The 21320-nt window shown below is 44.9% G+C and carries 24 protein-coding genes; 17 read left to right on the plus strand and 7 right to left on the minus strand.

Translation table 11 applies throughout. The features are described from left to right. Positions 1-45: 45 nt before the first annotated feature. Entirely contained in the window at positions 46-1353 is a 1308-nt protein-coding gene (gene serS / locus OCU46_RS05050; RefSeq protein WP_141272188.1) for a serine--tRNA ligase, read from the plus strand. A gap of 148 nt (positions 1354-1501) precedes the next feature. Further along, positions 1502-1954, plus strand: a complete 453-nt coding sequence (locus OCU46_RS05055) for a hypothetical protein (protein WP_141272189.1) — start codon at positions 1502-1504, stop codon at positions 1952-1954. 259 nt (positions 1955-2213) lie between these two features. Here OCU46_RS05055 and bioA read toward each other — a convergent pair whose 3' ends face one another. Beyond that, positions 2214-3497 (minus strand): adenosylmethionine--8-amino-7-oxononanoate transaminase, encoded by a 1284-nt coding sequence (bioA, locus tag OCU46_RS05060; RefSeq protein ID WP_141272190.1) that lies wholly within the window; start codon positions 3495-3497, stop codon positions 2214-2216. Positions 3498-3647: 150 nt separating this feature from the next. Between bioA and bioB the strand changes: the two genes are divergently transcribed. The 4 genes from bioB to bioD are packed head-to-tail and all read left to right on the plus strand — an operon-like array spanning position 3648 to position 7339. Then, a complete protein-coding gene (gene bioB / locus OCU46_RS05065) occupies positions 3648-4700 on the plus strand; it encodes a biotin synthase BioB (protein WP_141272191.1) in 1053 nt (350 codons plus the stop codon). Beyond that, on the plus strand, positions 4687-5853 hold the full coding sequence (bioF, locus tag OCU46_RS05070) for an 8-amino-7-oxononanoate synthase (RefSeq protein WP_141272300.1): 1167 nt from the start codon (positions 4687-4689) through the stop codon (positions 5851-5853). The genes bioB and bioF overlap by 14 nt, the downstream gene beginning before the upstream one ends. After that, complete coding sequence (bioC, locus tag OCU46_RS05075) at positions 5853-6665, plus strand: malonyl-ACP O-methyltransferase BioC (protein ID WP_141272192.1); 813 nt, start codon at positions 5853-5855, stop codon at positions 6663-6665. Before bioF ends, bioC begins: the two co-directional genes overlap by 1 nt. Then, positions 6662-7339 (plus strand): dethiobiotin synthase, encoded by a 678-nt coding sequence (bioD, locus tag OCU46_RS05080; protein WP_141272193.1) that lies wholly within the window; start codon positions 6662-6664, stop codon positions 7337-7339. Before bioC ends, bioD begins: the two co-directional genes overlap by 4 nt. A 73-nt stretch (positions 7340-7412) precedes the next feature. Here the strand turns inward: bioD and OCU46_RS05085 are convergent, their stop codons facing one another. Continuing rightward, the gene (locus OCU46_RS05085) at positions 7413-7574 is read right to left on the minus strand and encodes a hypothetical protein (RefSeq protein ID WP_167495413.1); all 162 of its coding nucleotides are present in this window, start codon (positions 7572-7574) and stop codon (positions 7413-7415) included. 310 nt (positions 7575-7884) lie between these two features. Here OCU46_RS05085 and htpX point away from each other — a divergent pair, with 310 nt between their 5' ends. From htpX to OCU46_RS05135, 10 genes are all read left to right on the plus strand, one after another. After that, positions 7885-8760, plus strand: coding sequence for a protease HtpX (gene htpX / locus OCU46_RS05090; protein ID WP_065210041.1), 876 nt, complete (start codon positions 7885-7887; stop codon positions 8758-8760). 200 nt (positions 8761-8960) lie between these two features. Continuing rightward, positions 8961-9383 carry a nuclear transport factor 2 family protein gene (locus OCU46_RS05095; RefSeq protein ID WP_141272194.1) on the plus strand — a complete coding sequence of 141 codons (423 nt, stop codon included), beginning with the start codon at positions 8961-8963 and terminating at the stop codon, positions 9381-9383. Continuing rightward, positions 9380-10111: an SDR family NAD(P)-dependent oxidoreductase gene (locus OCU46_RS05100; protein WP_141272195.1), complete on the plus strand. Its 732-nt coding sequence runs from the start codon at positions 9380-9382 to the stop codon at positions 10109-10111. Before OCU46_RS05095 ends, OCU46_RS05100 begins: the two co-directional genes overlap by 4 nt. Further along, positions 10111-11394 carry an NAD(P)/FAD-dependent oxidoreductase gene (locus OCU46_RS05105; RefSeq protein WP_141272196.1) on the plus strand — a complete coding sequence of 428 codons (1284 nt, stop codon included), beginning with the start codon at positions 10111-10113 and terminating at the stop codon, positions 11392-11394. The genes OCU46_RS05100 and OCU46_RS05105 overlap by 1 nt, the downstream gene beginning before the upstream one ends. Further along, positions 11391-12125 (plus strand): DUF1365 domain-containing protein, encoded by a 735-nt coding sequence (locus OCU46_RS05110; RefSeq protein WP_141272197.1) that lies wholly within the window; start codon positions 11391-11393, stop codon positions 12123-12125. Before OCU46_RS05105 ends, OCU46_RS05110 begins: the two co-directional genes overlap by 4 nt. 24 nt (positions 12126-12149) lie before the next feature. Then, positions 12150-13394, plus strand: coding sequence for an SAM-dependent methyltransferase (locus tag OCU46_RS05115; RefSeq protein WP_141272198.1), 1245 nt, complete (start codon positions 12150-12152; stop codon positions 13392-13394). 6 nt (positions 13395-13400) lie between these two features. Then, a complete protein-coding gene (locus OCU46_RS05120; RefSeq protein WP_141272199.1) occupies positions 13401-13931 on the plus strand; it encodes a DUF2878 domain-containing protein in 531 nt (176 codons plus the stop codon). After that, positions 13912-14481 carry a chalcone isomerase family protein gene (locus OCU46_RS05125; RefSeq protein ID WP_141272200.1) on the plus strand — a complete coding sequence of 190 codons (570 nt, stop codon included), beginning with the start codon at positions 13912-13914 and terminating at the stop codon, positions 14479-14481. Before OCU46_RS05120 ends, OCU46_RS05125 begins: the two co-directional genes overlap by 20 nt. Next, positions 14478-15014 (plus strand): DUF3833 domain-containing protein, encoded by a 537-nt coding sequence (locus OCU46_RS05130; RefSeq protein ID WP_141272201.1) that lies wholly within the window; start codon positions 14478-14480, stop codon positions 15012-15014. Before OCU46_RS05125 ends, OCU46_RS05130 begins: the two co-directional genes overlap by 4 nt. Positions 15015-15129: 115 nt before the next feature. Continuing rightward, positions 15130-15954, plus strand: coding sequence for an alpha/beta fold hydrolase (locus tag OCU46_RS05135; RefSeq protein WP_141272202.1), 825 nt, complete (start codon positions 15130-15132; stop codon positions 15952-15954). A 17-nt stretch (positions 15955-15971) separates the two neighbouring features. Here OCU46_RS05135 and OCU46_RS05140 read toward each other — a convergent pair whose 3' ends face one another. The 5 genes from OCU46_RS05140 to elyC all read right to left on the minus strand — a co-directional run bounded on the left by OCU46_RS05140 (position 15972) and on the right by elyC (position 20353). After that, positions 15972-16289 (minus strand): putative signal transducing protein, encoded by a 318-nt coding sequence (locus OCU46_RS05140; protein WP_141272203.1) that lies wholly within the window; start codon positions 16287-16289, stop codon positions 15972-15974. Between the two features lie 12 nt (positions 16290-16301). Then, positions 16302-16988 carry a TVP38/TMEM64 family protein gene (locus OCU46_RS05145; RefSeq protein WP_141272204.1) on the minus strand — a complete coding sequence of 229 codons (687 nt, stop codon included), beginning with the start codon at positions 16986-16988 and terminating at the stop codon, positions 16302-16304. A 693-nt stretch (positions 16989-17681) separates the two neighbouring features. Continuing rightward, positions 17682-18698, minus strand: a complete 1017-nt coding sequence (gene purR, locus OCU46_RS05150) for an HTH-type transcriptional repressor PurR (RefSeq protein WP_141272205.1) — start codon at positions 18696-18698, stop codon at positions 17682-17684. A gap of 151 nt (positions 18699-18849) precedes the next feature. Next, on the minus strand, positions 18850-19497 hold the full coding sequence (gene torD, locus OCU46_RS05155) for a molecular chaperone TorD (protein ID WP_141272206.1): 648 nt from the start codon (positions 19495-19497) through the stop codon (positions 18850-18852). Between the two features lie 88 nt (positions 19498-19585). Then, the gene (elyC, locus tag OCU46_RS05160) at positions 19586-20353 is read right to left on the minus strand and encodes an envelope biogenesis factor ElyC (RefSeq protein WP_141272207.1); all 768 of its coding nucleotides are present in this window, start codon (positions 20351-20353) and stop codon (positions 19586-19588) included. A gap of 179 nt (positions 20354-20532) precedes the next feature. On the opposite strand from elyC, the gene cmoM reads away from it, so the two are divergent. Then, positions 20533-21318 (plus strand): tRNA uridine 5-oxyacetic acid(34) methyltransferase CmoM, encoded by a 786-nt coding sequence (gene cmoM / locus OCU46_RS05165; RefSeq protein WP_167495414.1) that lies wholly within the window; start codon positions 20533-20535, stop codon positions 21316-21318. Positions 21319-21320: the final 2 nt, after the last annotated feature.

Consider the following 21320-nt stretch of genomic DNA (forward strand, 5'->3'; position numbering starts at 1 on the left):
TTTTAGCTCCTTGAGAGTTATCGTTAACTATACGCAGGATTAGCAATGCTAGATTCTAAATTATTTCGTGCTGAGCTGGACGAAACAGCAGCAAAACTAGCGCGTCGAGGCTTTACCTTAGACGTTGATACCATTCGCCAACTGGAAGAAAAGCGTAAAGCGATTCAGGTTGATGTTGAAAACTTGCAATCCTCACGTAACTCTATCTCCAAGCAAATTGGCCAAAAAATGGCTGCTGGTGATAAAGAAGGCGCTGAAGAGATCAAGAAACAAATCGGTACTCTGGGTTCAGATCTAGACGCTAAGAAAGTGGAACTAGCAGAAGTTCAAGCTCAGCTAGAAGACATCACGCTTTCTGTTCCAAACCTTCCAGACGATTCTGTACCAAATGGCAAAGACGAAAATGAGAACGTGGAAGTTTCTCGTTGGGGCACGCCAAAAGAGTACGATTTTGAAGTTAAAGATCACGTTGATCTTGGTGAGATGGCAGGTGGTCTAGACTTTGCTAGCGCAACTAAAATCACCGGTGCTCGTTTCATCGTAATGAAAGGCCAGTTTGCTCGCCTTCACCGTGCTATCGCTCAGTTTATGCTGAACCTACACACTGATGAGCACGGCTATACAGAGATGTACGTACCGTACCTAGTGAATTCAGACAGCCTATTTGGCACAGGTCAATTGCCTAAGTTTGGTGAAGACCTATTCCACACTGAGCCACTAACAGAAAAAGTGAATGACGAAGAGCCTCGTAAGCTTTCTCTAATTCCAACAGCTGAAGTTCCAGTGACCAACATGGTTCGTGATACCATCGTTGATGAAGCAGACCTGCCAATCAAGATGACGGCGCACACTCCATGTTTCCGTTCTGAAGCGGGTTCTTATGGTCGTGATACGCGCGGCCTGATCCGTATGCACCAGTTCGACAAGGTTGAGCTTGTACAGATCACTCGTCCAGAAGATTCTATGAATGCTTTGGAAGAACTGACAGGACACGCTGAGAAGGTACTTCAATTGCTAGAGCTTCCTTATCGTAAAGTTGTACTTTGTACTGGCGATATGGGCTTTGGTGCTCGTAAGACCTACGACCTAGAAGTCTGGGTTCCAGCGCAGAAAACATACCGTGAAATCTCTTCTTGCTCGAACACTTGGGATTTCCAAGCACGCCGTATGCAAGCGCGTTTCCGTCGCAAGGGTGAGAAGAAGCCAGAGCTTCTGCACACACTTAATGGCTCAGGCCTAGCGGTTGGTCGTACTATGGTTGCGATTCTAGAAAACTACCAGCAAGCGGACGGTCGTATCGAGATCCCTGCTGTACTTCAGCCATACATGGGTGGTCAAACCCACATTGGTTAATTGCTGATTGTATGAATAGCCGGCTACTTGTTAGCCGGTTTTTTTATGCCTGTCGGAAATGGATCTAGTCGATAGGTAAATAGTAATAGATTTATTACTTTGAATGTGTGTTAATAGATTGTAAATCTTTGTTTTATTGGAGGTTCTTATGGAAGAGAAAAAACAAGGCTTGGAGTATTTCAGTACTCCCCAGAAACTATTTGTTGGCTATACCCTAGCGATTTTGGTCGATCTGACCGTTCTCAATTTGCTCGATGAGTTTTGGCAGTACGTAAATATCTCATCATTTATTGTCTCGTTAGGTGCGGCGATTTTGCTGCAGCTACTATTGAAACTGTCTATAGGCTTAGAGCATAAATTAGCGAACTACTTTAAGTCTAAACCGGGCACTGCACCTAAGGTATATCGTGGCATCACCACCTATATCATTTTGGTGGGCTCAAAGTTTGTCATGCTCGCAGCCATAGACTTTGTATTCGGTGATGCTGTCGTGTTTAGTGGTCCTTACAACGGTATTGTTGCCTTCTTCGGTGTTGTTTTCGCCATCATGATTTCAGAAGCCATTGTTGGCAAAATCTATCGAGCACTAGGAGACGATTAGCACCGTCGTCACCCGTCACTCTGAACTCGATTCAGGACCTTAGAGAGTGCCCAGTCTCCGCATTGCCAATCCCTAAGATGCTGGATAACCGCGTCGCGGTTTCCAGCATGACGTTATTGTTTGCTTCAATAGTGCCCAAAAACGCCAAGTACAAATGTCATCCTGACGAAAGTCAGGACCTTAGAGCGCACAAGTTTAAACTTTGAACACCGCCAAGGTCCTGGATAGTTGCTCCGCAACTTCCAGGATGACGGCTCTGTTAGTTATTAAGAAATAACCCCTCATCCTGCACTGCACTTTCAATAGCATCTATCAACTTCTGCAACTCATCGGGCTGGATAATGTAAGGCGGCATAATATAGATAAGCTTACCAAATGGGCGTATCCACACTCCTTGCTCAACAAAGTGTGCCTGTATCTTCTCCATATCTACCGGTTTATGTGTTTCTACTACACCAATAGCACCTAAATAGCGGGTTTCCTTTACTAAATCGTACTGAGATAGTTTAGAGAGCGAGAGAGAGAGCTGGTTTTCAATAGTCTCAACTTGCTGTTCCCATTTGCCCGATTGCAGTATTTCTAAACTTGCGGAAGCTACGGCGCAGGCCAGTGGGTTACCCATAAAGGTAGGCCCATGCATAAAGCACCCCGCATCTCCACCACAGACAGTGTTTGCAACCTTTGGTGTCGCAAGCGTTGCTGAGAGAGTCATATACCCGCCAGTCAAAGCCTTACCCACACATAAAATATCAGGCTCTATAGCCGCATGTTCGACAGCAAACATTTTTCCCGTTCGTCCAAACCCTGTGGCAATTTCATCGGCGATAAGCAAGATGCCGTATTGATTACATAGTTCTCGTACGCGCTTCAGATAGGTTGAATGATAGAGGCGCATTCCACCCGCCCCTTGGACGATTGGCTCCAAAATAATGGCGGCAATGCTAGAGTGATGCAGCTCAAGCGCGTCTTGCATTGGCTTTATATCCGATTCATCCCAATTGTCAAAGAAGCCACACTCCGGAGAGTCGACAAAGATATGTTCGGGCAGAAAGCCTTTATAGAGTGAATGCATCGAATTATCTGGGTCTGTCACCGACATAGCTGCGAAGGTATCACCATGATATCCATGCCTTAAAGTAAGAAACTTGGAACGAGGTTCGCCCAACGAATGCCAATACTGCAGTGCCATCTTAAGACTCACTTCAACTGACACTGAGCCTGAATCAGCGAGAAAAATATGCTGAAGGTTGTTTGGTGCAAGCTCGAGTAGCTTTTTACCTAGCTGAATTGCCGGTTCATGAGTAATACCGCCAAACATGACATGGGACATAGTGTCTATTTGTTGATGAGCTGCTGCATTTAGCTTTGGGTGAGAATAACCGTGTATGGCAGACCACCACGAAGACATGCCGTCAATAAGCTCGGTGCCATCTTCTAACGTCAATTCAACGCCGGATGCGGATGATACTGGGTAACAAGTGAGTGGGTTGAGAGTTGAGGTATACGGGTGCCAAAGGTGTTTTTTGTCGAAGCTTAAATCCATAATAGAGCTCAAGTTGTATAATAATTGTTCGTTAGTAAACAAAGTTATCCTTGTTGTGTTGACAGTGTACCGCTTCGGGTTAGACTAGCCAAGCAACAGAGCATTAAAAATAATGCCGTTTATACAATGCATTTAGAAAAGGATAACAGTGTGGAAGTTCGCCATGATTGGACAGTTGAAGAGGTCCAGCAATTACTTAATCTCCCATTTATGGATCTGTTGTATCAAGCGCAGACCATTCATCGTCAGCATCAGCAGCACAACTATGTGCAGGTCAGTACATTACTTTCGATAAAAACGGGGGCTTGTCCTGAGGATTGTAAATACTGCCCTCAAAGTGCCCACTATCGTACGGATGTTGATAAAGAGAGGTTAATGGAGGTAGAACGAGTATTAGAGGCCGCAGAAAAGGCGAAAAACTCTGGCTCTACACGCTTCTGCATGGGTGCTGCTTGGAAGAACCCTAAAGCGCGCGATATGCCTTTGCTCACAGATATGATTAAAGGTGTAAAGTCTCTAGGTTTAGAAACCTGTATGACACTAGGTATGTTAACACCTGAGCAGGCTTCAGAGCTTTCTACTGCGGGGCTTGATTACTACAATCACAACCTCGATACCTCGCCAGAATATTATGGCAATATCATCACCACTCGAACCTACCAAGATCGCCTAGATACGCTATCTCATGTACGTGAAGCAGGTATGAAGATCTGCTCTGGAGGTATTATTGGCATGGGTGAGGGCACTGCAGATCGTGCGGGTTTATTAGTTGAATTGGCTAACTTACCCGTCCACCCTGAGAGCGTTCCTATCAATATGCTGGTCAAGGTTAAGGGTACGCCACTGCAAGATGTTGAGGATGTCGACCCCTTTGAATTCATCAAGCTGATTGCCATTGCTCGAATCATGATGCCTGAATCGGCTGTGCGTTTGTCTGCGGGTCGAGAAAATATGAACGAGCAGATGCAGGCGTTGTGCTTCATGGCGGGTGCTAACTCTATTTTCTATGGTTGTAAGCTACTCACAACGCCTAACCCAGATGAAGATAGCGATATGCAGCTATTTAAAAAGCTGGGTATCAACACCTTGGCAACCAGCCAGAAACCGGATCAGATCCAAGAGCATGAACTGCTCGAGCAGGTGAATGAAAGGGTGGCGGCAAGACCAACGAAAGACGACCTTTTCTACGATGCCACTGTTTGATTCACGCATCACTAGCGCACTGCAACAAAGACGCGAACAGGGGCTACTTAGAACCCTAAGCCCTGTTCACGGGGGGAATACAGCGCAGGTTAAAATCGCAAAGCAAAGCTTTACCAATTTCTCTAGCAATGATTATCTCGGGCTTGCGAATGATGACGCTTTGAAAGAAGCCTGGAAAGCAGCCGTAGATCGATATGGAGCAGGTAGCGCAGCCTCTCCTATGGTGACGGGGTTTTCCTATGCCCATCAGGAGTTGCAAGACGATTTATGCAACTGGCTTGGATTTGAACAGGCAGTATTGTTTAATTCGGGATTTAGTGCCAACCAAGCAGCCCTGTTTGCACTACTCGCCAAGAATGACTGCTTATACCAAGATAAGCTCAATCACGCCTCTTTAGTTGAAGCGGGTGTGTTAAGCCCTGCGACCCAATACAGATTTCCCCATAACAACACTCAGCGTCTGCACGACCTGATTGAACGTAATGGCGCCGGTTTGGTGGTGACCGAAGGTGTATTTAGTATGGATGGGGATAGGGCTCCACTCGCCAATATCGAAGCTCAGTGTCAAAAGCAAAGTTGTTGGCTAATGGTTGATGATGCCCATGGGGTCGGCGTTTTAGGCAAAGAAGGTAAAGGTAGCTGCGCGGAGTCTTCGATAAAGCCGCAACTGCTGGTGGTGACCTTTGGAAAAGCGTTAGGCGTGCAAGGGGCGGCTATCCTATGCAGTTCATCTACCGCAGAATACTTGCGTCAGTATGCCCGTCATTTCGTGTATTCAACGGCGATGCCACCGGCACAGGCCGCCGCGGTAACCAAGGCAATCGAGCTCACTCGCACCCAGCAATGGCGCCGTGATCAATTATCGGATTTACAACATACCTATTCGAGCCTGATTGGCGATCTGCCTGGGTATATCGATACGCAAACACCAATAAAACCCTACTTAGTGGGTTCTGCAGGCCGTGCAATGTCGTTGGCAAATCACTTACGTCAGCAAGGGCTTTGGGCAACAGCGATTAGGCCCCCCACAGTACCTAAAGGGAAAGCTCGTATTCGAGTGACCCTATCGGCAAATCATAAGCTTGAAGAGATCAGTAAACTCGCTCAATCACTTAAGCAGTTTGAATTTCAATATGCCAAGGAGGATTGTTAGTGACCAATTTAGACGGCTCTTATTTAAATGGCGCTTTGATTTCTACACCTGAGAAACAGGCGATTGCTAGTGCGTTTGGTCGTGCTGCTCCTAGCTATGATCAGCATGCTCAATTTCAAAGAGATGTCGTAGATAAGCTACTGCAAAGGTTGCCCATCAGTTTGATAGGTAAGCGCATCTTGGATGTAGGTTGTGGTACAGGCTATCTCACAGAAAAACTCATCCAGCGAGGAGCAACAGTGGTTGCCCTTGATCTATCGGACAAAATGCTAGAACAAGCGAGATTACGCTGTGGTGAGCTGGCCACTTATTACTTAGGTGATGCTGAAGCTCTACCGTTTGATGATGATAGCTTCGATTACGTTGTATCCAGCTTGGCTTTGCAATGGTGTGACGACTTGAGTGTCCCTATTCGAGATATGAAACGTGTGTGTAAAGTGGGAGGACATGTACTGTTTTCAACATTGGCCGAAGGGTCATTGGATGAATTAAAACAGGCGTGGAGCTATGTTGATCAGTATCAACATGTGAGGGAGTTTGTTACCAAAAAGGCAATAAAAATTGCGTTGGCTCAATCGAATTGTGATGGCTCTCAAGTAGACTTGGCAAAAATGACCTATTGGTATCGTAGCGCCTTTGAGCTAATGAAAGATTTAAAAGGCATTGGAGCTACTCAAATAGGTGGCCGCTCACATGGCCTAACCAAGAAAAGCTCACTGGTTAAGGTTGAGCAGGTCTATCAAAAATTATTTCAGACCAATCTCAAATTACCGGCAACCTACCAAGTTTGCCTAGGGCTAATAAAGAAATGAACAAGACAATTTTCGTTGCTGGAACGGATACTGATGTAGGCAAAACGGTTGTGTCTCGAGCTTTGTTGCAAGCATTCAATGCCAGAGGTCTGTCGACGATCGGTTACAAGCCTGTTGCTGCGGGCTGCGAAATGACTGCAGATGGCGCTCGTAACTCTGATGCCTTGTATCTGCAAGCCGCTGCTAGCATTGAGCTTGATTACGACCAAGTGAACCCTGCGGCATTAATGACGCCGGCATCGCCACATATCGCATCGGAAATCGACGATAAGCCTATTGATACTGTAGCGCTATCTGAAACTCTGCATCAGCACCAACAAAATGCCGACTTTGTGCTCGTTGAGGGTGCGGGTGGTTGGCGAGTACCGATCGCAGGCGATCGTTATTTATCTGAATGGGTTGCAGACGAGAAATTGCCAGTGATCCTAGTGGTAGGCGTTAAACTAGGGTGTTTAAATCATGCCATTTTAACGGCGGAAGCAATTCGAAATGACGGTCTAGAGGTTGTTGGCTGGGTCGCCAACAGAGTGAACCCGTGCGAAGAGCATTATCGCGATATTATCGCATTCTTAGAGTCGCAGATTGGTGCTCCTAAGATTGGTGAAATCCCTTATATGCGTGGCGTTAAGAAAAAAGATCTTAGCAAATACATCAATCTTGATTCGATTATCTAAACGCATTCGTATCGACTGAGAAGCAAAACGCCCTCTTTAAAAAGAGGGCGTTTTTTCTGTCATTTGTATTGAGTTACTTAGTGTCGCGAGCCAATTGCGACTGAACATTTAATACTTGTTGCTCCACTGATTCGGACTCAGAAAGCCCCAGTTCTTTGAGCGCTTCTTCTTTGCTCATTCCAAGGTGACAACGAAGTATGTCCAACGCCATTTCATGATTAGTACCATCAGCCATAACTCACTCCTTTTTGTTAATGCTTGGTTAATAAATGATTTGCTTGGCTAACATTTATACCCATTCATTGATTTAACGCAAGACACTTTGCTAAAAAAAACGTCAATTGCGAACAGAGCTCTCATTCTGTCGCAAATTGTTACTGCTATTGAGTTTTCGCTTTGCGTCCCTATATATAGAATGTGATAGCAAGAAACTTGCTAATCCAACTGAGATACCCCTCAGGGAACAAAGAATGTTTTTCTTTGTCTACAACCTCGGATTGGAACCATAATTACACTGTTCTAGCTTCTTACTTTGGAGAAAATGAATGAAGCGCGTAGCGTTATTTTTACTGACCAACCTTGCTGTAATTGCAGTATTGAGTGTGGTGTTAAACCTTGTTTATGCTTTCACTGGCATACAATCCGGTAGCCTTTCTGGTCTACTTGTATTGGCCGCAGTCTTTGGTTTTGGTGGCTCTTTCATTTCATTGATGATGTCCAAGAGCATGGCGCTGCGTTCGGTTGGTGGACAGGTGATAGAAAGCCCACGCAACCAAACAGAACACTGGCTTTTGGAGACGGTATCTCGTCAAGCACAGCAAGCTGGTATTGGTATGCCTACTGTTGCAGTTTATGATTCTGCGGACATCAACGCATTTGCCACCGGTGCTAAGCGTGACGACTCATTAGTTGCGGTGTCTACAGGACTGCTGAACAGCATGACTCAAGATGAAGCAGAGGCGGTACTCGCACATGAGGTCAGCCATATTGCTAATGGTGACATGGTCACAATGACTCTAATGCAAGGCGTAGTGAATACCTTTGTTATCTTCTTATCGCGTTTCATTGCCAACATGGTTGCCAATAACAACAGCGACGAGGGCGAAGGTGGCACTAACATGATGGTGTACTTCGGTGTGTCTATGGTATTGGAGCTAGTGTTTGGTTTCTTAGCGAGCTTTATTACTATGTGGTACAGCCGTAAGCGCGAGTTTCATGCGGATGCAGGGGCTGCACACTTAGTAGGTAAGCATAAGATGATCGCTGCTCTTGAGCGCCTTAAAACAAGTCATGAACCTCAGCTAGAAGGCTCTATGATGGCCTTTGGCATTAATGGTAAAAGCTCTCTAACAGAATTGCTTATGTCTCACCCACCATTAGACAAGCGAATTGAAGCGTTGAGAAACACTCAGCAGTTCTAATTAGCTAACAAGAATATTGATGAAAAAGCTTGGTGTAAAAACCAAGCTTTTTTTTGATCTAATGCTTTGTAAAACACGTAGTTAAGGTAAGTTTTCATAAAATACACTACCTTTAACTAGACCCATTAACAATCAGGTCTTAAAGGTTGATTAAACCAGACGGGTAGGGAAGCCCCGTCATAGCCATTAGGAAATGGACGATGAACATTGATACTGTTGCAGATGTATATCAAAGCCTGAGCAAAGATACGCTCCACAGTCTGACTCGGATTTATCACCAAGATGTGATTTTTGAGGACTCGGCACATAAGTTAAATGGCTGGGCAGAGCTATCGTCTTATTTCGATAACTTATATCAGAACGTGATTGATTGTCGTTTCGACATTCTGAGTAAGCACCAAGCCGGCGATGCTGGGTTCATTATTTGGACTATGCGATTGCGTCATCCCAAGCTAAAGGGAGGCAGTGAGGTCGCGGTTCAGGGAATCAGCCATTTAGAGTTTCGCGATGGCAAGGTGATACATCACCGTGACTATTTCGATATGGGTGAGATGCTTTACGAGAATCTTCCTGTACTAGGTTCGGTGATTAAAACTATCAAGAAAAGGTTGGGTCAATCATGAACCCAATCTTGATTACTGGAGCAACCTCAGGAATAGGGGAGCAGCTTGCCAAAGATTATGCCCAGTCAGGGCAAACCGTTTATGTTTGCGGACGAAACTCGGCAAAGCTTCAGGAATTAGCCGCTCTAGGTAGTCACGTAAAGCCACTTCAGTTTGATCTCACCGACCTTGATTCGTGCGAGGAAGCCCTGAAAAATTTGGATCCTATTCCACAAACTTGGGTGCTCAATGCCGGAGACTGTGAGTACATTGACGACGGTGTAATGGATGCCGCGTTGATAAAGCGCGTATTTACGATAAACGTCATTGGCTTGGCCAATGCCATTGAAGGTGCCCAGCATCACTTCTCAGCAGGCCATCATTTGGTCATTGTAGGCTCTATAGCGAGCGAGATGGCATTACCTCGCGCAGAAGCCTATGGGGCATCAAAGGCGGCTGTGAGTTATTTGTCTCGAACTTTGGGCGTTGACCTAGCGCCTAAGGGAATTAGGGTAAGCACCGTGTTTCCAGGTTTTGTTAAAACCCCGCTGACAGATAAAAACGACTTTCCAATGCCGATGATGATCGAAGTGGGCGAAGCTGCCAAGGCGATACGAGAGGGTATCGAGTCAGGCAAAACCAATATTTACTTTCCCAAGCGTTTTACATGGATTCTGAGAATTCTGGGTAGCTTGCCGTATTCACTGCAGCATCGTCTTGCCAAGAAACTGATTAAGGAAAAACAGTAATGAAAATTGCGATCATAGGTACAGGGATATCTGGACTCACTTGTGGATATCGCCTACATGAAGAACACGATGTAACTTTGTTTGAAGCGAACGACTATATTGGCGGTCACACAGCGACTGTGGATGTCGAGGTTGACGGTAAGCCCTACAGCGTTGATACAGGGTTCATTGTTTACAACGATCGCACCTATCCAAATTTCATCGAGATGATGAACGAGATAGGCGTGCGTGGCAATCCGACAGAAATGAGCTTTAGTGTACGAAACGACGGCAATGGGTTGGAATATAATGGCCATGCGCTATCAACTCTGTTTGCTCAGAAGCGCAACTGGTTTAATCCGAAGTTCTACTCGTTTATCTCGGAGATACTTCGCTTTAATAAACTCGCAAAATCTTTGGCAGGCGACGATTCAACCAAAGAGCAGACACTTGGATCTTTCCTTGAAGCGCACGATTTTAGTGACTATTTCAGTGAAAACTACATCTTACCAATGGGGGCGGCTATTTGGTCATCGACCCTTGCAGACATGCGAGCATTTCCCCTTTCTTTCTTCTTAAGATTTTTCCTTAATCACGGCTTGCTTGATATTAAGAACCGACCGCAATGGTATGTAATTGACGGGGGCTCTAGAGCCTACATAGAGCCGTTGATCCAAGGGTTTTCTGATAGGATCTTACTCAATTCACCGGTCGAAAAAGTGCAAAGAACGCCTATGGGAGTTCGATTATTGGTGAATGGAGATTGGCTACAGTTTGATCAAGTTATCTTTGCCTGTCACAGCGATCAGGCTCTGAAAATTCTAGCAGAAGAGAAGACCCAGCAAGAGGCCGATATATTAGGAGACATGCGCTATCAAGCTAATGAGGTGGTGTTGCATACGGACACGAGCCTATTGCCAAAACGCAATAAAGCCTGGGCTTCTTGGAACTACTATTTATCGGGTGAACAAGATCAAGAAAACCGATTACCCACTCTGACCTATGACATGAATATTCTGCAGCATATTCAGTCTCAGCATACCTTTTGCGTATCATTAAATAACAGCCCGAATATAGACAAGAGTAAAATCTTACGTAGTTTCACCTATCACCACCCAGTCTTCACTAGAGAATCTATCGCCGCACAGCAGCGAAGCGATGAGCTTCAAGGCAATAACTCGACCTGGTTCTGTGGTGCATACTGGCGCAATGGCTTCCATGAAGACGGTGTTCATAGTGCGCTGCAGGTAGTGAAAGGCATTAACGCGATGCAAGAGCGCATTCAACGCAAAGGCGCGGCATGAACAGCGCAATCTTAGTGGGGACGGTGAGGCATAGGCGTTTCTCTCCGACGGAGCATGCGCTTAATTACCCGTTGTTCATGCCTAGTATTGATGTTGATGAATTTCAATCGCTGAAAAATTCGGTATGGGGATTTGGAGATAAGTGGTGGCACTGGGCTCGTTTCAACCGCAGTGATTATGTGGGAGAAGGCTGCCTCAAATCAGCGGTTCAAGATAAGGTATTTGAACTTACAGGAAAGCGATTTAGCGGCAAAGTCGTCGCGGTTGTACACCTTCGCTATCTTGGTCTCTACTTCAGCCCTGTTAACTTCTACTATGTTTATGATAGTGAAGGACAATGGCAGATGCTGCTGGCGGAAGTGAGTAACACGCCATGGAACGAGCGGCACTACTATGCCATTGATGCCGATAAGGGTGAAAACGGAGAAAACTGGAAGCATGATAAGGCGTTTCATGTATCGCCTTTTAATCCTGTTGACCAGCAATATGTATGGCGACTCAAACCACTTTCAGAAAATCTGATGGTTCATCTAGAGTGCCACAAAGGGATCAAAGAGTTTGATGCTACTCTTTCTATGAAAGCGAGGCCCTTCAATAGTAGAAATCTTGTTAAACAGTTGATCTCCACGCCGATTTTGACAGTAAAAGTACTCACAGGCATTTACTGGCACGCATTGAAGTTGTGGATTAAGAAAGTACCCATCTACCCGCATCCAGCAAAAAATAAATAATGAGAAAGCAGGAGGCTTTTCAAAATGTATGATTCACAATCTTTGGTTATCGAAAAGGATCTTTCGCCTCTGCAGCGTTCCGCTCGATCGCTTCTTCTTAATAACCTACAGAAACTTCAGCATGGCAGGCTAACCATCATCGAACGATTCGAGTCTCAGTCGGTTTCAGAATCTTTAGAGTTTGGTCCTGCCTCAGAAAGTTTTCACGCTTCTATCGAGGTGTGTCATCCCGATTTTTATTCGAGAATGCTAAGTGGCGGCAGTATTGCTGCTGCAGAGGCGTATATGGATGGCTGGTGGGACAGTAGCGATCTTACCGCGGTGATGAGGCTGATGGCGCTCAATCTCAATTCGCTCGACAATATGAACAGTAAACAAACCCTGGTCAAGAAACTCGCGTACAAACTGGGGCACTGGCTTAACAGAAATACCCACTCTAATTCAAAAAAGAATATCGGCGCCCACTATGACCTAGGCAACGACCTATATACTCGCTTTCTAGACAGTAACATGCTCTATTCAGCGGCGGTCTACAACAGCAGTAGTAACACTCTAGAACAAGCTCAAATCAACAAAATGGACAGGCTTTGTCAGCAACTGAAATTGCAACCAGGTGATTCGGTGATTGAAATAGGCACTGGTTGGGGCGCCATGGCGATATACATGGCGAAAACTTATGGATGCCAAGTGACGACCACTACAATTTCAGAAGAGCAGTTCGCCTACGCCCAGCAAAAAGTGCAGGAGCAGGGACTCTCTGAACAAGTCACCCTTTTAAAGCAAGATTATAGGGATCTTGAGGGACAGTACGACAAGCTAGTGTCTATCGAGATGATAGAAGCAGTTGGCAGAGAGTTTTTACCTTCTTATATCGATAAATGTCAGAGCCTCCTAAAACCTGGTGGGCTTATGGCGATTCAGGCCATAACCATTGCCGACCAAAGATTTGAATCTTACAGCAAGGGCGTTGATTTCATTCAAAAATACATCTTCCCCGGTGGTTTCCTACCATCCGTAACCCATTTATTGCAACAAACCACAAAACACAGTCAATTGGTTTTGCATGATCTCCATGACATAGGGCTAGATTACGCAAAGACGCTTCGCGAGTGGCTACATCGATTCAATTTGTCAGAGAAAGAGCTTGCGAGCTTTGGTTATGATGAGCGCTTTATGCGTATGTGGCGTTACTACCTATGCTACTGCGAAGGAGGCTTTCTCGCGCAGCGAATCAGTACTGTTCATTTAACCTTTCGCAATCCAAAGTAACTGATGATGGACAAGGGGCTGTTGGTCAAATCTATCTGGTTCCAAGGTCTTTGGTTCTTAGCCGTCATTGGTCGAGACAGCACCTTCTTTCTATTGCTACTCGCTGTGGGGGCAACCCTCATTTATTCGGTTAAGAAAGACCAAATTAACCTCGCTTGGCTAGCCACGTTAGTTATTATCGGCATAGTCTTAGATACCTTCCATGGCTTTATAGGCTTGTTCTTGTTTCCACAGTCATGGATTCCAGCCTGGTTGATTCTATTGTGGGTGATCTTTATTTGGTATGCGTATCAAATGAAAACAATTTTGACCCGTTTTCCTCTACCTATCGTAAGCATGATAGGAGCGCTCGGAGCAGCCGGCAGTTATTTTGCAGGGCTGAAACTAGGTGCAGTGCAATGGCCATATTCTGACGAACTGACCTTTGTGGTTCTAACCATAGAATGGTTCTTACTTTTTGCACTTGTCATCTACTCCCTTAAAGCGTTAGACAAACGAGGAAAGGGACATAATCACCATGAGACTCATCACACTTAAGACCTTGCTGTTTGCTTGCATGGCTTCATTTGGCACAGTGGCTTCAGAGGTCCAAAACACCAGCACTATCGATGTTGTTAAAGGTTGGACGCACTGGCCAACGGTGGGCTCGGCAGACCTTAATTTTATGTTCTTTGATGTATACACTTCAGAGCTTCGCGCCCCTGATGGCGTTTATACCGTTGATAGCGACATTACACCTCATCCTGTGGCTCTTGCTATCACCTACGAGAGAAACATTTCTAAAAAACACCTTCTGAAAGAGACAAAAAAGCAGTGGCTGCATCTTGGATATTCATCGGCCGATTCCGATCGATGGACGCAGACACTAGACGCTATCTATCCTGATGTCGCGACAGGCGAGCAGCTGGTTTATATCACTGACGGTCAAACAGGCTCGTTTTTGTACATTACACAAGACGGTGCAACACAGCTACGAGGCACGATTACGAATGAGGCCTTAAATGATGCCTTTCTTGCTATCTGGCTCTCGCCAAATACTGAATATCCGAAGCACCGCCAACAACTTATAGGAATGAACCAGCGATGATTAGTCGAGCATTTAGAGCTTTCGTGGCACTCATTGGCGCTTTGCTCCTTGTGGGTTGTAGCGCAGATCTTAGTGATTACCAGCAGGAAGGCCCTAAGTTCGATCTGTTCGAGTATTTTGAGGGCAGTGTAACGGCTTGGGGAATGGTTCAAGACCGCAGTGGCAAGCAAACCCGTAGGTTTGAGGTTGAGTTAATCGGTAGCGTTGAAGGAAACGTGTTAACCCTCAACGAAGATTTTGTGTTTGATGATGGAGAAGAGTCGACGCGAATTTGGGTCATTACTCGTTTGGAAGACGGGACTTATGAAGGCAAAGCTGACGACATCATCGGTGTTGCCACGGGAGAAGAGGTAGGCAATGCCCTTCGTTGGACTTATGACTTCGAGCTGCCTCGTGGTGATTCAACAGTAGTGGTGGGTTTCGACGATTGGCTTTACCGTCAGGATGATAAGCATCTGTTTAATTTAACCTCCATAAGGAAGTTTGGTATTGAGTTTGGTACCTTGACGCTATTTTTCCAACGTAATGATTAGCGCGAACTTGTGCAGCAGATCACCGTTTGTTACAAATTGCGCGGCCTGATACGTCAGTGTTAAGGTCGATTATGGTAGAATCGAAGCACTATACGCTTTATTTACAATGTGATTAATGACTGCAATAGCTGAAACTAACCCCCTCTTATTTCATAAAACATACCGCCATCCTGAGTCTAAGGAATGGGTGGTATTTGTGCATGGTGCGGGCGGCAGTTCTTCTATTTGGTTTAAGCAAATTAAAGCGTACAAAGAGCATTTCAACATTTTGCTCATCGACCTACGTGGTCACGGCAAATCCAACACTCTATTTCAAGATATCATTAGCAAACGCTATACGTTCGAGTCAGTGACTAAAGACATCGTCAATGTCTTGGATCACTTAAAGATTAAGTCAGCACACTTTGTGGGTATGTCACTAGGTACCATTATTGTGCGTACCTTGGCAGAGATGGCTTCAGAGCGTGTTAAGTCTATGGTGCTGGGTGGAGCGGTAACGCGTTTTGATACTCGTTCACAAATTCTGGTCAAACTTGGCGGCTTGTTTAAGAACATTATCCCTTATATGTGGCTGTATAGCTTGTTTGCCTGGATTGTGATGCCGCAAAAAGGCCAAGTTGAGTCTCGCTTGATGTTTGTTCGTGAGGCGAGAAAGTTATGTCAAAAAGAGTTTAAGCGTTGGTTTAAATTAGCCTCAGACGTGAACCCTATCATGCGTTATTTCAAGGACAAAGAACTCGACATACCTACTCTCTATTTGATGGGCGATAAAGACTACATGTTCATCAAGCCAGTTAAAGAGATGGTTTCTGTTCATCAAAACAGCCAATTGGTTGAAATTGAAGACTGCGGCCATGTGTGTAATGTAGAGCGCCCTCAAGAGTTCAACCAGCAATCAATCGCTTTCATCCAGTCTATGGTGAATAGTAAAGCTGCATAACTTGCGAATTTGGTTGATTAACTGGCCGCTGCGTGTCCACATTGCCAACACAATGCAAACTGCCCCTCATTAACTTCGCCACATTCTTCGCATTGCCATTCGCTGTTTGCAGATGCACTATTAGTTTGTTCAAACTCTGCAATGATGGCTTTAGCTTGTGTTTGCTTATGTTCGTCAATCAACCATAAGTACGGCAAACTAGAATCGTCCATTGGCAGTTCACCTTGCAAACCAAACATACCCTCTCCACGGACTTCAACCTGGATGTTATGACTAAGCAAAAGCTCACAGAGTATGTGAGCTTGTGGGGGATTTTGCGCGACAAATAGTTTCATTCTATTCCTTTTCTATGCCGTGCTTGAGCCATTCTGCGGGCGGATTTTGCCCATTACCCATTTGGCAATGAGTGGGAATAGGCCTAGCAATGCAAACGAAGCTAATACGGTAGGCGAAACAATGCCAGATAAACTGTCTATCTCTGCTAATTGTGTTCCCGCATTTAAATACACCATAGTACCTGCAAGCATACCTAGCTGACTAAACACATAAAACTTAGCGATAGAAATCGGAGTAAGGCCCATAAGTAAGTTGATTAAGAAGAATGGGAATACTGGAATAAGACGCAGCGAGAACAGATAAAATGCCCCGTCTTTTTCTACGCCTTTGTTAATCGTCTCAAGCTTCGATCCAAATTTAGCTTGTACCCAATCGCGCAGTAAGTAACGGCTACTCAAGAAAGCCAAGGTTGCACCAATGGTACTAGCGAAAGACACCAGTAGTAAGCTACTCCAAAAGCCAAATAGGGCTGCACCTAGCAGCGTTACTACAGCGGCACCAGGAATAGAAAAGGCGGTAATGAATACATAGCCAATAAAGTACACAGCGGCAGAAAGCACGAAGTTTTCTTCGATGTGTGCATTCAATGCTAACTGTTGCGCTTTGGCGTTTTCTAGGGTCAGATGCTGACCAAAATTCACACCAAGTAATACAATGGCGACCACTAAAATTAGTCCGATTATCAATTTCTTATTCATGATTCTGCCCTTATCATCCTGAGTAAGTATAGAGACACGACAAGCAATTAAAAACTTTCAAATTAATTTATTTTGCCTGCTAATAATTCAATACGTAGATTATTTGTTAACACGTCATCCTGAACTTGATTTAGGACCTTGAAGAGTGCTTAATCTCAGCATTACCGCTCTCCAAGATACTGGATAACCGCGCTGCGGTTTCCAGTATGACGTTGGTGTAGCTTCAATAGCGCACAACTGCGTTTTCTATAACCTCCGTCATCCTGAACTTGATTCAGGACCTTAGGGAGTGCCTAACCTCAGAATTTTGACTCTCCAAGATACTGGATAACCACGTTGCGGTTTCCAGTATGATGCTATTGTTCGCTTCAATGGCGCACAGTAGCTCTCTACAACCATCGTCATCCTGAACTCGATTCAGGACCTTAGGGAGTGCCCAACCTCAGCATTTCGACTCTCCAAGATACTGGATAACCGCGTTGCGATTTCCAGTATGACGCTATTGTTGTCATCAATAGTGGACAGTAGCTCTCCATAACCTCCGTCATCCTGAACTTGATTCAGGATCTTAGAAAGTGCCCATGCCAGCAATATGCACTATCTTTGAGCCTAGAGTATGCTCAATGGACATCTGTTATTTCGCACATAAAAAAACGGCAGCCCAAGGGCTGCCGTTTTCAAACATTCTACGAATTATTCAGCATTCAGATTACGCACACTCGCACGTTCAATCAGCTCTGGATGCATCTCAAAGATACGGCGGTCGTGTTCTTTGTCCTTGATTCGCTCAAGAAGAATTTCAAATGCAGTCTTACCAACGCGACGTTTAGGTTGGTGAACCGTAGTTAGTGGCGGAGCAAAGTAGGCTGCAAGGTCGATGTTGTCGTATCCAATGATAGAAATGTCTTCTGGAACTAATAGACCATGCTGTCTTAGGCGACTGATAAGGCCTAGTGCCATGATGTCGTTAAAACAGAACACAGCAGTAGGGCGCTGTGCTTCTGGAATAGCGAACAGCTTATCGGCTGTTTCAACGGCCGTATCACACTCAAAGTTGCCTTCAAAGATGTGCTTCTCGTCGAAGTCGATGTTCGCTTCTTTTAACGCACGTTTGTACCCAGAGATGCGCTCAATACAGGCTAGTTTCTCTGCTTGGCCTGTTAAACAAGCGATTCGCTTATGGCCATGCTCAACAAGGTATTTAGTCGCTAAATAGCCACCTTCTTCTGAGTTATCAATAATCTTATCTGCAGATGAAGACTCAGGACCCCAGTCCATAACAACCTTAGGGATACCTGGGTGTGAATCTAACATCTCACGTAACTCTTCAGTCAGATCAGAACACATGACTAAAATGCCGTCGACACGCTTTTCTGCGAGCATGCGGATGTAGTCACGCTGCTTCTCATATAACCCACCAGTGTTACAAAGAATAAGAGTATAACCTTGGCGGTAGCAGTAGCTTTCTACGCCATCGACCACTTCCGCAAAGAATGGGTTCGTCGACTGAGTTACCAGCATGCCAATGGTGCGAGTGGTGTTACATTTAAGACTACGAGCCACTGCACTTGGAGCATAGTTAAGCTCTTTTACTGCCTCCATTACACGCTCTTGCGTTGCTTCTGCAACAAAACGAGTTTTGTTAATAACGTGGGAAACAGTGGTAGTGGACACACCAGCTAGCTTTGCGACGTCTTTAATGGTTGCCATGCGATACCTTGTAAAGAAAACTGAGGGTTATTGAAAATGGAAAGTTAGGAAGAGGTTAGCACTCTTAGCCTATGTTGCAAACGATTGCGCCGGGCAGTCTAGCCATAAATGCAAGTGCTGACAATGCATTTATGGCCATAATGTGAATCAATTACTCATTGCCCAGATAGCGGCAGTCTAATTCACAAAAGTTAACTAGCAATTCGGCCACTGAAGAATAGAATCCAAACTCATCATATTGAGTACAGTTTTCAGAAAACTGTGGTATCCAAGAAAGGATATGTTCTTCAATTAGTGCCTTCTGCTCTGCCAGAGCTTCTTCAAGGTGAGATTCTTGTTCTAGTTCATTGGAGCGAATAATTAAATTGCCAAGAAAATCCAACTCTAACGCCAAATGGTCGGCAGGCTCATTGAAGTTTTTATCCACTTCAATGCCTTTTTCAAGCATTAGCTGCGCCATATCTTGAGCGGGCTTGCCGTTAAGGAGCTTACTTTCATCTAGATAGATCGATGCGTAGGGCAGAGCAGCGTACTTATCTGACGTTAAAAATAAATCACAAAAATCGGCTGCTAATTCAAGCTGGGCATCTTCTCTATCTTGAAGACGATTGAGTGCGTCAACCACGAGTTCTACAGACTTAACCAGTTCTTCATTTTCAGCCAGACCACCCAAAAAGCCTCGTACTTCAGCAGATTGATAGGCCTTCAAATCATCTTCGGTCAGCTCTTTAGAGAACAGGCTTGAAAACCACCAGTAGATTTCAGCACGTTGTTCGTTGAACTGTTTTAGTTCTTGCATAGATAAATCCGTTTCTTTGACACAAATGAAAAGGCTATCTGTATAGATAGCCTTATCGTGTTAAATAGAATCTTAAATTATGAATCAGTTAGTTGGAGCTGACAAGATCTCGTATCTTCTGCCACCAAATTCCCATGGTTTCGTGCCAATAGCGCTCTGTTTGTTCGAGATAACGAGCTTGTGGCGTGTATTTGACCCATGCCTGATTGATATTGGACTGTGCTAGGTAATTGGTTGGTGCTGGCAGTGGCTCAAGACCCGCGCTATGAAACTCGCCTAAAGCTCTGTCCATGTGGCTAGCTGAAGTGACTAGGGCTAGGCTTTTTTGACCGACAAACCCAGCAGCTTGTCTTGCTTCTTCCCATGTGTCTTGCGCCGTTTCTAAAAGAATGATGTCTGATTTTGCTACGCCCAATGCTAAAGCGACCGTTGCCATCATTCGTGCTTGGCTCATTTCTGAGCCTCCATCGTATCCAGATAAAATAAGCTTGGCGCCTGGGTACATACGTAAGATACGAATGCCTTCACTTAAGCGCATTAATGCGGTGCGACTTAGCTCTGAAGTCGGGGGGATCTCAGCGTCAACAACGTGTCCACTGCCTAGAACCATGACATAATCTAGGCTCTCTGAGGGGGGTAAAAAGGCGGTGTACTTTCGTTCTAAAGGCTTGAGGAGAGAAGTAGATATTGGCTGGAATGAAATAGCAAAGATCGATATCAGTGAGATAAAGATGAAGATACAGCCAGCTTTATGCCTTCGTGTAAACATAACAAGCGCTAATCCAGCAAAGCCAACCAGCAGCATTGCAGGCAGTGGCATAAGAAAAGCGGTGATAATTTTTTTCAGTTCAAACATGTTGAGATAAACCAATTCCTAGGTTAGGTAGGGCAAAAAATGTGTCACGGGAATAAATGCCCCGCATTTGGCCGTTTTTTTAGTCGATCGAAGAGTCAAATCGACGACAGCGCTTTATTCTTGACGTCCTTGTGACACAATACGAAACACTCTTAAATAACATCATACCTCAAATAAAAGTGACACAAGATCGTAATTTCGACGATATTGCCCACAAATTTGCCGAAAATATCTATGGTTCGGACAAAGGTAATATACGTCAGACTATCGTCTGGGAAGATTTGCAGCAAATCATAACCCAGATAGGTGGCGACTCGAAACCCCTTACCGTACTGGATGCGGGAGGTGGCTTAGCGCAAATGTCACAAAAGTTGGCGCAACAAGGTCACAAAATTATTTTGTGTGATGTGTCTAACGAAATGCTTTCGTTAGCTAAGCAAGATATTGCGCAAAAAGGCTTGCTAGAGCAGTATCAGTTTATACACGCGCCGGTTCAAGAGTTGGATAAACATCTCGAACAACCAGTGGATTTAATACTGTTTCATGCGGTAATGGAATGGCTAGCGGATCCTAAACAAGCGCTCCAGAAATTAATGCGTCATGTAGCCCCAGGTGGCATGGCATCGATTATGTTTTATAACCACCACGGATTGGTGATGAAGAACGTAATTTGCGGCAACATACCTCATGTATTGCAGGGAATGCCCCATCGTAAACGGTTTAAGTTGCAACCTCAGAAAGGGTTGTTACCAGAAGAGGTCTACCAATGGTTACAACAGTGCGATTTACGCATTTGCGGTAAATCAGGAATTCGATCTTTTCATGACTATATTGGATTTACTCAGTACGTGGGTGATTACAGTCAAGAAGATCTGATGCAACTTGAACAGCAATTATGCAGAACTGAACCCTACCTTTCGTTAGGAAGATACATTCATGTATGGGTTCAGAAGGAACAACAGTAGGG

The organism is Vibrio comitans (assembly GCA_024346835.1).
GTDB classification, from domain to species: domain Bacteria; phylum Pseudomonadota; class Gammaproteobacteria; order Enterobacterales; family Vibrionaceae; genus Vibrio; species Vibrio comitans.

What these genes read in the sequence shown, in the direction of transcription:
- purR (WP_141272205.1), bottom strand. Translation starts at nt 18,698, where the DNA reads ATGGCAACCATTAAAGACGTCGCAAAGCTAGCTGGTGTGTCCACTACC.
- htpX (WP_065210041.1), top strand. Translation starts at nt 7,885, where the DNA reads ATGAAGCGCGTAGCGTTATTTTTACTGACCAACCTTGCTGTAATTGCA.
- OCU46_RS05145 (WP_141272204.1), bottom strand. Translation starts at nt 16,988, where the DNA reads ATGAATAAGAAATTGATAATCGGACTAATTTTAGTGGTCGCCATTGTA.
- OCU46_RS05120 (WP_141272199.1), top strand. Translation starts at nt 13,401, where the DNA reads ATGGACAAGGGGCTGTTGGTCAAATCTATCTGGTTCCAAGGTCTTTGG.
- bioF (WP_141272300.1), top strand. Translation starts at nt 4,687, where the DNA reads ATGCCACTGTTTGATTCACGCATCACTAGCGCACTGCAACAAAGACGC.
- elyC (WP_141272207.1), bottom strand. Translation starts at nt 20,353, where the DNA reads ATGTTTGAACTGAAAAAAATTATCACCGCTTTTCTTATGCCACTGCCT.
- torD (WP_141272206.1), bottom strand. Translation starts at nt 19,497, where the DNA reads ATGCAAGAACTAAAACAGTTCAACGAACAACGTGCTGAAATCTACTGG.
- OCU46_RS05135 (WP_141272202.1), top strand. Translation starts at nt 15,130, where the DNA reads ATGACTGCAATAGCTGAAACTAACCCCCTCTTATTTCATAAAACATAC.
- OCU46_RS05125 (WP_141272200.1), top strand. Translation starts at nt 13,912, where the DNA reads ATGAGACTCATCACACTTAAGACCTTGCTGTTTGCTTGCATGGCTTCA.
- OCU46_RS05095 (WP_141272194.1), top strand. Translation starts at nt 8,961, where the DNA reads ATGAACATTGATACTGTTGCAGATGTATATCAAAGCCTGAGCAAAGAT.
- OCU46_RS05110 (WP_141272197.1), top strand. Translation starts at nt 11,391, where the DNA reads ATGAACAGCGCAATCTTAGTGGGGACGGTGAGGCATAGGCGTTTCTCT.
- OCU46_RS05130 (WP_141272201.1), top strand. Translation starts at nt 14,478, where the DNA reads ATGATTAGTCGAGCATTTAGAGCTTTCGTGGCACTCATTGGCGCTTTG.
- OCU46_RS05100 (WP_141272195.1), top strand. Translation starts at nt 9,380, where the DNA reads ATGAACCCAATCTTGATTACTGGAGCAACCTCAGGAATAGGGGAGCAG.
- OCU46_RS05055 (WP_141272189.1), top strand. Translation starts at nt 1,502, where the DNA reads ATGGAAGAGAAAAAACAAGGCTTGGAGTATTTCAGTACTCCCCAGAAA.
- bioA (WP_141272190.1), bottom strand. Translation starts at nt 3,497, where the DNA reads ATGGATTTAAGCTTCGACAAAAAACACCTTTGGCACCCGTATACCTCA.
- OCU46_RS05085 (WP_167495413.1), bottom strand. Translation starts at nt 7,574, where the DNA reads ATGGCTGATGGTACTAATCATGAAATGGCGTTGGACATACTTCGTTGT.
- bioD (WP_141272193.1), top strand. Translation starts at nt 6,662, where the DNA reads ATGAACAAGACAATTTTCGTTGCTGGAACGGATACTGATGTAGGCAAA.
- OCU46_RS05115 (WP_141272198.1), top strand. Translation starts at nt 12,150, where the DNA reads ATGTATGATTCACAATCTTTGGTTATCGAAAAGGATCTTTCGCCTCTG.
- OCU46_RS05105 (WP_141272196.1), top strand. Translation starts at nt 10,111, where the DNA reads ATGAAAATTGCGATCATAGGTACAGGGATATCTGGACTCACTTGTGGA.
- OCU46_RS05140 (WP_141272203.1), bottom strand. Translation starts at nt 16,289, where the DNA reads ATGAAACTATTTGTCGCGCAAAATCCCCCACAAGCTCACATACTCTGT.
- serS (WP_141272188.1), top strand. Translation starts at nt 46, where the DNA reads ATGCTAGATTCTAAATTATTTCGTGCTGAGCTGGACGAAACAGCAGCA.